The organism is Flavobacterium aciduliphilum, assembly GCF_003268855.1.
Taxonomy (GTDB): domain Bacteria; phylum Bacteroidota; class Bacteroidia; order Flavobacteriales; family Flavobacteriaceae; genus Flavobacterium; species Flavobacterium aciduliphilum.
Window position 1 is genome coordinate 52,806 of the sequence record NZ_QLSZ01000007.1, and the last position, 14,376, is coordinate 67,181.

The 14,376-nt window shown below is 29.2% G+C and carries 16 protein-coding genes; 10 read left to right on the forward strand and 6 right to left on the reverse strand.

From position 1 onward, the window contains the following. Positions 1-10: 10 nt before the first annotated feature. From CLV55_RS08575 to CLV55_RS08595, 5 genes are all read right to left on the reverse strand, one after another. Positions 11-1,543 carry a M48 family metalloprotease gene (locus CLV55_RS08575; protein WP_112113343.1) on the reverse strand — a complete coding sequence of 511 codons (1,533 nt, stop codon included), beginning with the start codon at positions 1,541-1,543 and terminating at the stop codon, positions 11-13. Positions 1,544-1,612: 69 nt separating this feature from the next. Further along, positions 1,613-2,350, reverse strand: coding sequence for a hypothetical protein (locus CLV55_RS08580; protein WP_112113344.1), 738 nt, complete (start codon positions 2,348-2,350; stop codon positions 1,613-1,615). A 17-nt stretch (positions 2,351-2,367) separates the two neighbouring features. After that, positions 2,368-2,676, reverse strand: coding sequence for a hypothetical protein (locus CLV55_RS08585; RefSeq protein ID WP_112113345.1), 309 nt, complete (start codon positions 2,674-2,676; stop codon positions 2,368-2,370). Between the two features lie 93 nt (positions 2,677-2,769). Beyond that, positions 2,770-3,516, reverse strand: coding sequence for a hypothetical protein (locus CLV55_RS08590; protein WP_112113346.1), 747 nt, complete (start codon positions 3,514-3,516; stop codon positions 2,770-2,772). Beyond that, positions 3,506-3,748, reverse strand: coding sequence for a hypothetical protein (locus CLV55_RS08595; protein WP_112113347.1), 243 nt, complete (start codon positions 3,746-3,748; stop codon positions 3,506-3,508). Before CLV55_RS08595 ends, CLV55_RS08590 begins: the two co-directional genes overlap by 11 nt. Positions 3,749-3,933: 185 nt before the next feature. Here CLV55_RS08595 and CLV55_RS08600 point away from each other — a divergent pair, with 185 nt between their 5' ends. From CLV55_RS08600 to CLV55_RS08640, 9 genes are all read left to right on the forward strand, one after another. Continuing rightward, positions 3,934-4,755, forward strand: coding sequence for a hypothetical protein (locus CLV55_RS08600; protein WP_112113348.1), 822 nt, complete (start codon positions 3,934-3,936; stop codon positions 4,753-4,755). Positions 4,756-4,794: 39 nt separating this feature from the next. After that, positions 4,795-5,325, forward strand: a complete 531-nt coding sequence (locus CLV55_RS08605; protein WP_112113349.1) for a hypothetical protein — start codon at positions 4,795-4,797, stop codon at positions 5,323-5,325. Positions 5,326-5,433: 108 nt separating this feature from the next. Beyond that, positions 5,434-5,628, forward strand: a complete 195-nt coding sequence (locus CLV55_RS08610) for a hypothetical protein (protein ID WP_112113350.1) — start codon at positions 5,434-5,436, stop codon at positions 5,626-5,628. Beyond that, complete coding sequence (locus CLV55_RS08615; protein WP_112113351.1) at positions 5,618-6,085, forward strand: hypothetical protein; 468 nt, start codon at positions 5,618-5,620, stop codon at positions 6,083-6,085. The genes CLV55_RS08610 and CLV55_RS08615 overlap by 11 nt, the downstream gene beginning before the upstream one ends. 32 nt (positions 6,086-6,117) lie before the next feature. After that, on the forward strand, positions 6,118-6,597 hold the full coding sequence (locus CLV55_RS08620; protein WP_112113352.1) for a hypothetical protein: 480 nt from the start codon (positions 6,118-6,120) through the stop codon (positions 6,595-6,597). A gap of 19 nt (positions 6,598-6,616) precedes the next feature. Next, on the forward strand, positions 6,617-7,513 hold the full coding sequence (locus tag CLV55_RS08625) for a hypothetical protein (RefSeq protein WP_112113353.1): 897 nt from the start codon (positions 6,617-6,619) through the stop codon (positions 7,511-7,513). 53 nt (positions 7,514-7,566) lie between these two features. Further along, the gene (locus CLV55_RS08630; RefSeq protein WP_146739556.1) at positions 7,567-7,992 is read left to right on the forward strand and encodes a hypothetical protein; all 426 of its coding nucleotides are present in this window, start codon (positions 7,567-7,569) and stop codon (positions 7,990-7,992) included. 35 nt (positions 7,993-8,027) lie between these two features. Continuing rightward, entirely contained in the window at positions 8,028-10,037 is a 2,010-nt protein-coding gene (locus CLV55_RS08635; RefSeq protein WP_112113355.1) for a penicillin-binding protein, read from the forward strand. A 612-nt stretch (positions 10,038-10,649) separates the two neighbouring features. Further along, the gene (locus CLV55_RS08640) at positions 10,650-11,255 is read left to right on the forward strand and encodes a hypothetical protein (RefSeq protein WP_112113356.1); all 606 of its coding nucleotides are present in this window, start codon (positions 10,650-10,652) and stop codon (positions 11,253-11,255) included. 259 nt (positions 11,256-11,514) lie between these two features. On the opposite strand, the gene CLV55_RS08645 is transcribed toward CLV55_RS08640, so the two are convergent. Beyond that, positions 11,515-12,753, reverse strand: coding sequence for an NAD(P)/FAD-dependent oxidoreductase (locus CLV55_RS08645; protein WP_112113357.1), 1,239 nt, complete (start codon positions 12,751-12,753; stop codon positions 11,515-11,517). Between the two features lie 105 nt (positions 12,754-12,858). Between CLV55_RS08645 and CLV55_RS08650 the strand changes: the two genes are divergently transcribed. Next, positions 12,859-14,376 (forward strand): HAL/PAL/TAL family ammonia-lyase, encoded by a 1,518-nt coding sequence (locus CLV55_RS08650; RefSeq protein WP_112113358.1) that lies wholly within the window; start codon positions 12,859-12,861, stop codon positions 14,374-14,376.

The following is a 14,376-nucleotide window of genomic DNA, read 5'->3' on the forward strand; positions in this document are numbered from 1 at the left end:
GCTTTAAATACTAATTGTAATAAATTATTTCCAAAAGTTGGTTTTCTGATAAAACAATAACAAATTTGTTTTTTGAATAATTCAAGTATAACAAATTATTTATTTTGTAAATAGATGTAGGCTTTCCAAATTTTGTAAAAATTGCATCTTTATCTAAATTTTCGCTGAGTCCATTAATTTTACTAAGGTTTGCTTTTGAAACTTCAATAAAATATTTTGATTTATTATATTCATAAACTTCATAATTAGTAGTTTTATTAATTTTAATATTAATTCCATCACCAGATGATATGGTTTTATCTACTTTGTTTAAATGTGTAAATTTCAATTCATTTATTAAATTAGAGAATTCATTTTTTACATTTAAATTTTGTAATGAATCTGATGATGTAGTATTATGAAATACTTCTTTATTGTATTTTGATATAATACTAGATTTTTTGATTTTTTCATTCTCATCAATCTTTGGTACTAAACCTAAATAAAATGACAATAAATTAATGTCATTTTCGTCAGTAATACTTAGTTTTAATTGTTCTAGTCTTTTGCCAAAATCTAAATCTAGGTTCGTTTTAGTAATTTTATTGTTTATCAATTCACTTATTAATAAATTCACTTTAGGCTTCATAAAATTTTTATCTAAAACAGATGAACGATTAAATGCATCATCAGCCAAATTCAGATGATATATTATCGTATCTTTTATTTTTGATTCAGACAACCCATCAAATCGACGATAAATATCTTTAGTTGTGGCTCTAGTGTTTTCTTCAAAAAGTATAGGAAATGAATATTTAGATAAATTATCGTCAAAATCAATTGCTTGTTTTAAATAAATAGCACCTAGATTATTATAAATTTCCCGACTTGTGAATTTCTTTGAGAGTATATGCTCATAACATTTTAAAGCATTTTTATAATCTTCAGTAGCGACCATTAAATTCCCCATTTTAAAAACAATACTTAGTTTGTCTAATTCTTCTAAGTTATTTTTAACAATATTTTCTCTATCCGTTAAACTTGGATATCCTTCAATTGTTTCGGGAAGATTGTAATTTTTGTATAATAATTTTAGAACATTTTCTGCAATTGTTAAAGAATTATATCCAGAGATTTGTGAAAAAAAACCACCAAATAAATCTGCTTGTGTTTCCTCTATTTTTCTATTATTTATCGATTTTACATCTTTGTTTAATTGGTTTTTTAGTTCCGATGTATATGTAAATCCGATATTTTTCATCCAAGTATGATTTAAATAATGATGTGCAAGTTCATGCGATAATACATATGCTAGTGCATCTTGACTATCGTCAAAACTACAAAGTAAATTGAGAGCTTTTTTTTCTAAAAAGACACTGCCATTATATGTATATGCAATTTTATCCACAGAATTAATGAAATTTAATTTTGGAGGACTTGGAAAATTATTTCCGACAGAATTAGTAATATTATTAAAAACTTTTTGTGCTAATACTTCATTTTTAGTCTGTCCATAAGATATACCAATGAAAAAACAGAGTAATATTGATGTTTTAAACTGCATAATATATTTGTATTATTAAACTATTAATGGTATTGTGTAGGATATTTATATTTAGAGTTCGGTATAAATTTAGGAAATTCGTTTTCTATATTTTTTAGAATTACTAATTAAATCTTGGAAAAAAGAAATTATTTCTTCTGTATATTTTACGATAAAGTCTATTTCTGTAATTAAATAATTAAATCCTATTTCAGCAATAATTATATTTTCTTCATCGTCAAATTCCTTAAATTCATAATCAATAATATCTAAATTAATAATTTTTCCTTCATCTATACATTTTTCTAATTCTTCAAATCCAGGTTTATTTTTATCATTTACAGGATGAATAATACCATTTCTGACAAAGTTGTAACTTATTAATATTGTGTACCGTTTAATTGTATCTTTTATAAAAGGCTCTGTTATTTTTTGTTTTTTATTATTTACAACATCTAACATTTCAATAGTCTTTTTAGGGAAAGAAGAATCATAAATTCTTTTAACAATCTCATTAACTTTAGTTAACATAATTTCTAATTCAGAATGAACTGTAATAAAATAGGAATTATATAATGTTTGAATTAATGGATTAGAAACACTTTCATTAGATTGAATTAAGCTTTGACTATTTTCTTTATCTTCACTTAACAAATCCTTTTTAAATTGTTGAGAATCTGATATTAAATGTTTTACTGCTCTTGTAAACGTTTCATGTAGTAATTCAAAATAATAAATATACCCCGTTCTTTCATGATGACTACCAAGAAGCATTTGTATTTCTAATTCAAATTCATTTAATTCTTCTTTTAATTTACCTTTTATCATTCATAAATTTTATTGAGTTATACACCAATCAAAAAACAATCAATTCTACCTATTTGCTGTAATTGTAAACTATCAAAATTTAAAATTGTTGTGAAATTATCAATTAACAATAAAATATTTTTTACGTTGGCTAAATCGCCATTTACAACTTTACTAAAAGAAATAGCATATTCATTACTAATTTCTTTTAGTTCATATTCAGCAATGATTCTATTATCTCTAATTACATAAATTTCTGTGAATTGTAATTCACAACTTTCCCTTTTATGATTGGTCAATTTAAAAGTTCTTGATTTTAAAACAGAATGTATTTCTTGAAGAGTCATATTCTTTTTTTCACAAAGATACTACTCAATATATTGCATATCAAGAAATATGATTAAGATTTGAAAAAGTACAATAACTAAAAAAGTTATAATTTACCCAAAATGCGGCAAAACATATTCTATAAACCATTGTGGCGGAGTACTGGTTTTTAGTTCTAAATCGCCTTTGTAGCATTCGGCAATCAATTGGTTTTTTTTGCCAGAGTTATCAAATAAGTAGGCGCGGTAACAAAGGGGCAACAGTGAAGATAACAATTCTAGAGTTCTATAATAGCGTTCTACTACTTTTACATCGGGCACATCATGCCCGCCATGGCTCACTCTGTTGGATATTCTTGAAATATTAACTTCGGGTTTATCAATACACACAAAATACAAATAGGGTTGATAGCCTAATTGAACCATTTCTTTTATTTCATCTACTTTAGAAGGATGGCTCATCACCGTTTCAAAACTGAAGGATTTATGTTGTGCTACTAGTAAATATCTTATGAAGGAAGCGATAAAAGAACCTTCGTAACTATGAGAGCCAATAGAGTTGTCAACGATGCAATTCTCTTTGATATGAACATCTATTTCATGCCCGTCTGTTTTTGCTTTATTGATAAGTGATTGTGAGTTCGGCAATTTTTTGAAATTCTCTAAATCGGTTTGGGTTGCAACCAAACCAATACTTTTCAAATCAAGCAGCGAAGAATCTAGTAGTTTTTTTTCTATGAGATCGGCATTAATAAAATAACCTGATTTTTCTTTATGAGTATCTTGAAACGCTTCAAATAAAGAACTTTTTCCTGATCCATTTGGACCCGCAAATATTCGAACTCTTTTATTACTTGCCATGAAATACCATTCCTTTTTCTAAAACTATATTGGCCGGCTTTCTTTCTAATACTTCTATCTGTTTTTTTGAACCATCAGGAAGCTCCTCATATACAATTCCATTTTCAATATAAGTTACTACTAAATCTAAAGCTTTGGAACGTCGAACGGCATTTTCTCCACTTATTCTACCGGCTTTCACCAGTGATTTAGTTTGGTTATAATCTCTTCTGAAAATTTTCTTTGTGTTCATAGTAATTGGAATTTTACTGCTTTTAAAGTGTAACAAATGTAATGAATTAATCTAAATCTTGATAGAAAATAATTTAGTTAAAAATAATTCATAGGGTTACCTTTTTTGTTTTTATGTATAAACAATTGTAGGAGGAAATTAAACTCCAATTTAAAGTACATTCAACAAACTTAAAAACAATTATCATGGGATTATTCGACTTCTTTAAATCACCAGAACAAAGAAAACAACAAGAACAAATTAATCAGTTGCGAAAACAAATATTTCCTGGAGGAAGACAACAACAAGAGCAAGAGATTCAAGAAGTGCGCCAATTATTAAATTTTAAATATTCTAAAGAGGCTACAGAATATGCTTATTGCTATGCGGTGATATCTTACTTTACTTCAAATTTTACCAATGGCAATGAATTAACCGATATCATTCTCAGAAACTCAGAATGTACGGTATCCAGAGAAGATGCAACAAAAATAGCTCAGTTTGCAGTACTTAAAAGGCATTATAATTCTACTACTTCTTTAGGACAAACATTACATCAAAAATCAGACGGAGAAAAGTTATTTATGGTAGCTTTTGGCGGTATCGTTGAGATTAAAAGAGCCTATAAAGATTTGACCAACTTTGGAAAATTTGAAGTGTTGTTATTCAATTCGTTGATTGCCTTGCAAGAATATCAATCCAATTATCCTGAAAAATATGAGGCCATGCAAGAAGATTTTTTCAGAAATTTATTCAAACAGGCTAGAGTATACAATATTCCGATGACAAATGAAGCGCTTGCCAATTTTGTAAATTCAAGATTTGAAACGTATATAGAAGAAATTATTAGATTTTTTGACCCGGAAGAAGAAGGGTATATGCTTTTGAAAACCTACACTCTTTTCTATGAACAACCTTTAGAACCAAATCCTGAAATTAGTTTTGATTTATTTGAATACGCTGCATTTCTTCCTGCATTAATGCAAATGAGAACCTATGTTATAGAGAAAACGTTTACTACTATATAGATTAAATTTTAGAATATCATTCGTTAAATCAACAAAGTTATGCTTCATAAACTACTATTCCTTTTGGTTCTTCTTCCTACAATCAATTTCAGTCAAACTAAATTCACTAGTACTAAATACAATTACTCTTTTATCATTCCGGATGGTTGGCATGTGAAAGACAAAATATTTAATCCTGATGTGGATGCCAAGATTGTAGATGGTAAAGGGAACTCGTTTATAGTTTCTATAAAAACGTTTCCAACGGCAACGAAACTTACTGCAAAACAACAAATGGAAGCTACCACTAATCAAGAAATGGAAGAACAGTTTAATGCTGTGTACGGAACTGCAAAAGTAATTAAAAGAGGAACTGTATTTGTCGGCTTGAAAGAGTGCTATTATATTCACCTATTGACCCCTTTTCAGGATGGATTGCAATTGTATCATAAAGAATTTTATTACAGTGAAGGCACAAGGATATTGACCATTGATGCGTGTTCTATCGAAACCTATTTGGATGAAACAACACCTGCCTTTTCTATAATGCTCGATACTTTTCAATTTTCGAACCTAAAGAATAAAAAATAAAAATATTTTTTCAATTTCTAGGGTTACCTTTTTCCATTTTGGCTATTAACTAATAGTAGCAAGAGCGACTTTCTACAAAACTATTTATCAACATAAAAATTAAAACACATGAAAACATTATTTGGAATCGGATTTATTATCCTTGGTATTGTATCTTTTTTTCGCTATTTATCAATTTTTGGCATTCATAGTTTTCCGGAACTTGTGGGAGCTCTTATTGGACTTGGTTTATTTCTTTTTTTACCCGGAATATTATTGATTAGAAGTGATAATAAAAATAAATCGAACACTGATGAAAAGTAAAACTATTATTCTAGCATTATTATTGTTTGTTTCTGTTCACTCTTTTTCTCAAAAGTTTTATTTGGGAGATCGATTAACTCCAAAATCCACCCAGTTTAAACTACTAGGCATTTCCTCTGCAACTGGTGTTCATACTTATAAATACATTGGTGCAATTACAGAAAAATATTTTTTTAATAGAAGAATTGGAGAGATTGTGGTAGGTATTAAAAATGGCATCATCGTAACCACGATATACAATCTGATACCAGAAAAAGACGATGTTGGGGTGCCTCAATCTACTTTAGATTTAGTACAGAAAACCATTCCGTTTCCTTTGGCTTATGTGAATGGCGTTTATGGAGCTAATATAGATAATATGTCCATTTCTTTGAGTAGGACATCTAACGCCATAACGTTTCATAAAGACCGGATCATGTTTTTGACTTCTGTGAAAAATAGTATTTTGAGACAATAGATACTACATTTTTTAAAAAATTGAGTTTCAAAATGAAATTAAAAAATACAATAAAAAATTCTGTTTTTAATCTATTTAGAAATCAAACCAGAAGAAAAGGACTTGATAGTCATCAAGAAATTGAGTGTAAAAATGAAGTCCTTTTAAATCTTAATGAAATTATGACCAATCAAGAAATTCATGAATTTGGTATTGATATTATTTCTAATTATGTTGAAAAAGAAGGGTATGAAATTGTTGCAGGTTCGTTAAATATAAATGAAAATCCACAACTCGTTATCCGAAAAAATGAAATATTATATTTCGTGATGATAACAACTGGTGCAGGAAAAAGCACTGAATTATATTATGATAAAAAAATAGCACTTCAAGTATTCAATAGATCAAAAGCACATAATGCCAAAGCATTATATGCAGCTGTTGGTCTTTATTGCCTAACACATGGTGAAACAATGGTTAGAAAAAAAGGATATCTCGTAGATTTCGTAGGTTTTAAATCAATTGAATTTTAAATAATAAATTATAGGAATCATGGAAGCATACATTACTTCTCATAACGCACAAAAGATTATTAACAGAAATAATTTTAAAAACATCCAACTTAGTGGTGAAGTTTATAAACACAAACTGCATATTTTCAGTAAAAATGAAGAGAATAGCTTGTTAGCTATTCAAGAATTATTTAAAAATCCAGAAAAATATTTCAAAGAAATATATAATCCGATGATAGTTTTTGATTCGAAAAAATATATTTATAAAGAACAGCAGCCTGCTTATCATACCTCAAAAGATTGCCCAAGATTGCATTCCGATTTTACCAATTTTGAACTACCACAAGAAATTATAGAAAGAGGTGATGCGGAAATAGAACGATTCAGAACTTGGTTTATCGAAAATCGTTATTTGCTTGAAAGACCAGATGCTTTTGTTATGCGACTTGAATTGGCATTTAAAATAAAATACAATCCCAAAGCCATTAGCTATGAAAATTCTGGTTTTTCCGATTTTAAGAACTATTCTTTAGAACAACTTGAAAAAGAAATAGATTCTTTAATAAAAGAAGCTGGAAGATATTTTTATGCTTCTGGAAAAAATACTTCTATCTTAAGAATTTTTGGTAAATATTCTGCATGTGCATTTTCTGAAACCTCTCTTTATAACAACAATACAGGATATTCAGATCATGAAGTAAAAATCTTTTTAAAAGACTATCATATGAAATTTAAAGTCCCTTTAAAAAAATTATTAATTGAATATTATCGAGTTAAACTTAATCCAACACTAGAATTTGCTGAAACTTTTATGGATGCACTCGGATTTAGAAAATGTGGGGCTTGTAAAAAAAGAGAATTAGAAGCATCTGTTAACTTGTTTTTAAATACATTTTCTCTTGAAAAAAGAAATGAATTCATTGATTTACCATTTTGAACTATTTCTAGATGAACTCGGAGCAAAAAAAACTTTTGAAACAATTGGCGCAAATGGGGGACGTTGTTTATGTAAAAAAAACAGAAAATACAGAAGCTGCTTTCGCCTATCACTTTTCATTGCTTGATATTGAAGGATTAGACACAATATTGAGTAATAAAAACTATTATGATGGAGTTACAAAATCATATTATATCAATCTTATTAAAAATCAATTTGAACGCTTAAAAGCTGAAGGAATTCATAATTTAAAAACAATACCTGGGGTTTGTTACGGTTGTAAAAATGGATGTTCTGGTTTTACATTTCTTGATGAAAATAAAGGGTTTTATATGGATTTTGTTGTTGAAGTTAAAAATTCAGAAATTATAAATTTTATGGAGTGTTTTGATTTAAAAAACGAAGTAGAAGTTCCTAATAAAAGAGAACAAATTGTAATTAAGCCTTATAAAATAGATATTGATAATTTACCTTTCTAATAGCAACAGTGGTTTGATACATAAAAATAACAGCAATGACTGAAAACAATCTTACTATTACCTATCGAATATATATTTTTGCGATATTATTCTTTTTGTTTGCTATTGGAATTATTGTACAGTTAACTAACATTCAATGGGTTCATGGAGCACATTATAGAAAATTAGCTAAACAAAATACTATAAAAGAATTTATTGTTCCTGCCAATAAAGGGAGTATCTATTCTTCAGATGGTAGCTTATTGGCAATTTCAATTCCGGAATATACTATAGCCTTTAACGCTACAAAACCAAGCGAAAAAAACTTTAACGAAAAAGTAGATTCTTTGTCAACCTCGCTTTCAAAATTATTTGGTAAATCAAAGGCGCATTATTTTTCTATACTTGCAAAATCAAGACAACTGAAAAGAAGATATGTTGTTATTCAAAATAAAGTAAATTATTCCAATTACATGCTTGTAAAAAAAATGCCATTGTTCAAATTAGGTAGCTATAAAAGTGGATTAATTGCAGATTTACATACTATTCGAGCTTATCCACTTGGAAATATTGCACAGCGAACTATAGGATATACCAGTATTGATAACAAAGGAAATACAACATCTGTTGGTATTGAAGGGTCTTATGACAACTATCTCAATGGGAAAGATGGTAAAATATTAAAACAAAAAATAGCACATGGAGAATATAAACCTATTAGAGATGAAAACGAAGTTGAACCCATTGATGGCTATGATGTTATTTCAACGATTGATGTTTCTATTCAAGATATTGCTCATCATGCTTTGTTAGATGCTCTAAAAAAGTTTGATGCGGAACATGGTTGTGTGATTGTTATGGAAAGTAAGACTGGTTATGTGAAAGCTATTGCCAATTTGGGTAAAGGAACTGATTCAAAATATTACGAACAACTTAATTATGCTGTAAGGGAAAAAGGAGAACCTGGTTCAACCTTTAAACTTGTTGATATGATTTCCTTATTGGAAGACAAGAAAGTTGATACTAATAAAGTATATGACCGCAAAGGAGGTTTGATTACCTATTTTGGGAAAGATGTTGTTGATTCGCATCGTGATGGGATTCAAAAAGTAACATTAGCACAAGGATTTGAAATGTCATCTAATACTGTTATGGTTCAGGCGGTCTATGAAAATTACAAAAAAAATCCAAAGCAATTTGTTGACCGCATTAATACCATGGGCTTGAATAAAACATTAGGATTGTCACTAAAGGGAGAGGGTATTCCAATTATTCCTCAACCAAATACTACACAATGGAATGGATTATCATTACCTTGGATGGCTTTTGGTTATGGTGTGGAAGTTACTCCATTGCAAACCTTGACTTTGTATAATGCTATAGCTAACAATGGAGAAATGGTAAAGCCACAATTTGTTTCAGAAATTAAAGAATGGAATAAAACTATAAAGAGGTTTGATAAACAAGTTATTAATCCCAAAATATGTTCTGATGAAACCATTAATAAGTTAAAATCAATACTGAAAAATGTTGTCAAAATAGGAACGGCAAAAAGCATTTATTCTAAGGATTTTTCTATGGCAGGAAAGACTGGAACTGCACAAGGAAACTATGCTGTGAATGGAGGTGCTGATAAACATTACATATCCTCTTTTGTTGGTTTTTTTCCAGTAGAACAACCTAAATACACTTGCATTGTAGTGGTTCATAAACCGAGTACCGTAAACGGAAATTATTATGGTGCCGATGTTGCTGGTCCTGTTTTTAAAAGAATAGCTCAAAAGATTATTACAGATTCTCCAACAACCAATGAGATTAAAGATTTGAATCAAAAAGTAAATAAGCAAGAGTTTAGTTATAATCGGTATTTTACTGCTTCACAAAATAAAAAAAATACAGTACCAGATGTAAAAGGAATGCCAGGAATGGATGCTGTTGCATTATTAGAAAACATGGGCTTAAAAGTTAAATTGAAAGGAAATGGAGTAGGTAAAGTTATAAGACAGTCTATTCTAGCTGGACAACCTATCTTTAGGAATTCGATTATAGAATTACAGTTAAATTAAATTTTAATTTGACGCATTATATTTAAAAAATAACTTTATAAACTATAATATTTTCTAATTTTGACGATAAAATTTTAGTAATTGTACTAAATTTGAATTATTAACTAAATACTCTCATAGGAAAAGTTCAGTTTAGTTTGAATCCGTAATTTTTTTTACAAAATATTTGATGTGAAAAACACTAAAAAATCGGTTACTTCATTGGAAAACAAGTCTATAGAGTTCACTTGTACCAATGACCCCTAAATTTAGTTTTAGGGGTTATTTTTTTACAACATATTTGATGTAAAAAATTCTAAAAAATCGGTTACTTCTTTGGAAAACAAGCCTATAGAGTTCACTTGTGTTAATAACCTCTAAATGTAAATTTAGGGGTTGTTTTTTTATAAAATATTTGATGTTAAAAATTCTAAAAATCGGTTTCTTCTTTTGAAAATAGATCTATGAGTTCAAAAATTTTTAATATTCTGAGTTAACAGAAAAATTGTTAAATAAACAGTGGTTTTTGATTACATAAACTTTATATAATAATATTTGATAAATATTCTAAAATATAATTGAAACGATTTGAAATTATATTATATTTGAGGAAAACTAATAAACTAGTAAAAAATGAAAAAAACAATCTTATTGGCTTTACTGTTGATTTCTTCAGTAGGTTTTACTCAAAAAATTAAAGTTGTTAAAGGAGATTTTAAATTTCTTTCAAGCGAAAAAAATGTCAATGTAGAGTTTAATTACTCTAATTTATTACTTATGAAAGAGAATATGACAGAAAGTAAATATGTTGAAAACAGAAAAAATGAGTTGAATGAAAAAACTCGTGGTGTGGGTGATAGTTGGGCAAGGAAATGGGAAGGAGCTAAAGATGGTATTTGGCAGCCAAAATTCTTAGAGTTAATGGCAGCAACAGTCTCAAAAGAGAAAGATATTGTTTTTCAAGAAGACCTTAAAGATACAAAATATACTCTTTTAGTTGATGTAGTATGGATTTATCCAGGATGGGATGTTGCAATGATGAAACAACCAGCTAAAGTTTCAGTGAATTTGAAAATAGTTGATTCTAAAAATAAGAATAATGTTTTAGTTGAAGTTAATAGTGAAAATGCTCCAGGTGATCAATGGGGAAGTAACTTTAGTAATGAGTCAAGAATTGGTGAAGGATTTGCAAAAACTGGAAAATCATTTGGTAAAATGATATCGAAAGATCTGAAATAAAACTTAAAGTGTGATTAAAAAGCTCCAAACAATTAAATATTTTGGAGCTTTTTTATTGGTCTCAAAAATAGTTAAAACTATGCACTTTAGTGCATTTCGCTTTCAGCTTCTAAAAATATTTTTTACCACAAATTACACAAATTAAATCCGTGTAGATTCGTGTTTTGTGTTTGAAATTATGATGTTGCAATCTTGCTGACTTTCAGTCTGCTACCAAACCTATGGACTTAAAGTCCATAGTGGTTTAGTTTTGAATAGATTAACTCTGTTCTTGTTGAATCATATAGGCCATGTTTTTAATCACGTTATCATGTTTTTTTACAAATGGATTTTCATTATCCCAAACATAACCTGCTAAAACAGCACATATTTTTCTTTTTACGTCTGGATTTTCAGGTTGATGAAAAAATAATGTTTGTAGATTTCCAGTATACCATTCTTTTACATAAGTAGTAAATACTCCAATGCCACTTTTCATGTATTCGGTAAACTCAATTTCCCAATCAATAGTTTCACCTTTTAATTGACGATTAATTAATTTTGCGGCTAACATTCCAGATTCTGTTGCAAATGCAACACCTGAAGAGAAAACAGGATCCAAAAATTCGGAACTATTCCCCGTTAAAGCAAAACCATCACCATACATTTTTTTAACCGAACGTGAATAATTTTCCAATTTTACAGGTTCAAATAAAAAGTCAACTCCACCAAATCTTTTTACATAATAATCTGACAGTTGAATAGCGTTTTTCAATGCTTCCACATTGTCTTTGTTTTCTGAAAGGGAGTTTATAAATGAAGTAGGACCGACTACACCAACACTAGTATTGCCATTTGAAAAAGGAATTACCCAAAGCCAAACTTCAGTTTCAAGTATGTCAAAAGAAATCAATGTACCCTCTTCTCCCTCTGGTCTATTAATGTCTTTTACATGGGTAAAAATTGAAGAATGGGGGTCAAGTTTAGATGGGGTATCTAAATCTAATAATCTTGGTAAAACACGACCGTATCCGCTAGAATCAATAATGAATTTTGCATGAATTTCTTTTAAGTTTCCTTCTTTGTCTTTAATGGTAGTAATAGAATTAGAATCTTCAAATTTCACGTCGATAACTTCGCTTTCAAATTCCAAATCGATTCCCATTTTTATTACTTCTTGAGCCATAACATTATCAAAATCAGCTCTTGGAACTTGCCATGTCCAATCCCAACCTTCAGAAAATTTGTCGCTAAAGTCAAAAATACAAACTTCATTTCCTCTTATGAAACGGGCACCTAATTTTTTTTCAAAATTCATAGCATCTAAAGCAGGGAAAAAACCAGCTTCGTCAAAATGATCCATAACTCTTGGTATCAAGCTCTCTCCAACTACAAGTCTAGGAAATTTTGTTTTCTCGACGACTTTAATTTTTACACTATTTTTGTGTAAATAGGAAGCAGAAACGCAACCTGATGGGCCTGCTCCAATAACCAAAACATCTATATATTCTTTTAACATTATAAATTTCTAATATTAATATTATCTTTACGACCTCAAATGTAAATACATAATTTCAATATTTAAACAAAAATATTTGATTTTTATTAGCTAAAACTTTGTAAGATGAAAGTAATAAATGAATTTCTAAGCCTAAAAGATTTTATTTCAATTGTATTTGAAAATGAAAAGGTAGATATTAATGATGAAGTGATTGAAAGAGTTGAAAACAGTTTTTGTTTTTTGAAAGATTTTTCTAAAAATAAAGTTATTTATGGAGTAAATACAGGTTTTGGACCTATGGCTCAATACCGAATTAAAGAAGAAGATCAACTACAATTGCAGTTCAACTTAATTAGAAGTCATTCTTCTGGAACGGGAAAATTACTAAGCCCTATTTTTGTGAAATCAGCTATTTTAGCTCGTTTAAATACGTTGTCTTTGGGGAATTCAGGGGTAAATACAACTGTCATACATTTGATGAAGGAGCTTATTAATCGCGATATTACTCCCTTAATTTTTGAACATGGAGGGGTAGGAGCAAGTGGTGATTTGGTTCAATTAGCTCATTTAGCACTAGTATTGATTGGGGAGGGTGAAGTTTTTTATAAAGGCGAAAGAAAATCCACAAAAGAAGTATTTGAAATTGAAAAATTAACGCCCATAAAAATAGAAATACGTGAAGGACTAGCTTTGATGAATGGAACCTCTGTTATGACGGGAATAGGTGTCGTAAATGTTCACAATTCGGCTAAGATTTTAGATTGGGCAATAAAATGTTCTTGCGCAATTAATGAAATTGTTCAAGCGTATGATGATCACCTTGGAGAAGAATTGAATGGAACTAAGCGCCATTTTGGACAACAAGAAGTAGCAAAAATAATGCGCGATTATCTTAAAGATAGTACTTTAGTTAGAAAAAGAGAAGATCATTTATATACGAGTGAAAATACTGAAGAAGTATTTAAAGAAAAAGTACAAGAATATTATTCTTTGCGTTGTGTCCCTCAAATTTTAGGGCCTGTTTTGGATACAATTCAAAACGTTTCAACTGTTTTGGAAAACGAAATTAATTCGGCAAACGATAATCCTATTGTGTGTGTGAAATCGCAACATGTATACCATGGGGGAAATTTTCATGGTGATTATATTTCACTTGAAATGGATAAATTAAAAATCGTAATTGCAAAACTTACGATGTTAGCAGAACGCCAATTAAATTATCTGTTAAATTCAAAATTGAACGAAATTTTGCCTCCGTTTGTTAATTTAGGGACCTTAGGGTTTAATTTTGGTATGCAAGGAGTTCAGTTTACGGCCACATCAACTACTGCCGAAAGTCAAATGCTTTCCAATCCTATGTATATTCATAGCATCCCAAATAACAACGATAATCAAGATATCGTAAGTATGGGAACTAATGCAGCAGTCATTACTGGGAAAGTAATCGAAAACGCATTTGAAGTACTCACAATTGAGATGATTACCATTGTTCAGGCTATCGATGCACTTGGATATAAAGACAAAATTTCTTCCTCAACAAGAAAAATGTATGACGAAATAAGAGTAATTATACCTGAATTTAAAGAAGATCAAGCAATGTACCCTTTTTTACAAAAAGTAAAAGAGCATTTGATGAAATAA

Coding starts and splice junctions, on each gene's coding strand:
- CLV55_RS08650 (WP_112113358.1), top strand. CDS start 12,859: ATGAAAGTAATAAATGAATTTCTAAGCCTAAAAGATTTTATTTCAATT.
- CLV55_RS08590 (WP_112113346.1), bottom strand. CDS start 3,516: ATGGCAAGTAATAAAAGAGTTCGAATATTTGCGGGTCCAAATGGATCA.
- CLV55_RS08625 (WP_112113353.1), top strand. CDS start 6,617: ATGGAAGCATACATTACTTCTCATAACGCACAAAAGATTATTAACAGA.
- CLV55_RS08640 (WP_112113356.1), top strand. CDS start 10,650: ATGAAAAAAACAATCTTATTGGCTTTACTGTTGATTTCTTCAGTAGGT.
- CLV55_RS08580 (WP_112113344.1), bottom strand. CDS start 2,350: ATGATAAAAGGTAAATTAAAAGAAGAATTAAATGAATTTGAATTAGAA.
- CLV55_RS08630 (WP_146739556.1), top strand. CDS start 7,567: ATGGGGGACGTTGTTTATGTAAAAAAAACAGAAAATACAGAAGCTGCT.
- CLV55_RS08615 (WP_112113351.1), top strand. CDS start 5,618: ATGAAAAGTAAAACTATTATTCTAGCATTATTATTGTTTGTTTCTGTT.
- CLV55_RS08605 (WP_112113349.1), top strand. CDS start 4,795: ATGCTTCATAAACTACTATTCCTTTTGGTTCTTCTTCCTACAATCAAT.
- CLV55_RS08585 (WP_112113345.1), bottom strand. CDS start 2,676: ATGACTCTTCAAGAAATACATTCTGTTTTAAAATCAAGAACTTTTAAA.
- CLV55_RS08645 (WP_112113357.1), bottom strand. CDS start 12,753: ATGTTAAAAGAATATATAGATGTTTTGGTTATTGGAGCAGGCCCATCA.
- CLV55_RS08600 (WP_112113348.1), top strand. CDS start 3,934: ATGGGATTATTCGACTTCTTTAAATCACCAGAACAAAGAAAACAACAA.
- CLV55_RS08635 (WP_112113355.1), top strand. CDS start 8,028: ATGACTGAAAACAATCTTACTATTACCTATCGAATATATATTTTTGCG.
- CLV55_RS08620 (WP_112113352.1), top strand. CDS start 6,118: ATGAAATTAAAAAATACAATAAAAAATTCTGTTTTTAATCTATTTAGA.
- CLV55_RS08575 (WP_112113343.1), bottom strand. CDS start 1,543: ATGCAGTTTAAAACATCAATATTACTCTGTTTTTTCATTGGTATATCT.
- CLV55_RS08595 (WP_112113347.1), bottom strand. CDS start 3,748: ATGAACACAAAGAAAATTTTCAGAAGAGATTATAACCAAACTAAATCA.
- CLV55_RS08610 (WP_112113350.1), top strand. CDS start 5,434: ATGAAAACATTATTTGGAATCGGATTTATTATCCTTGGTATTGTATCT.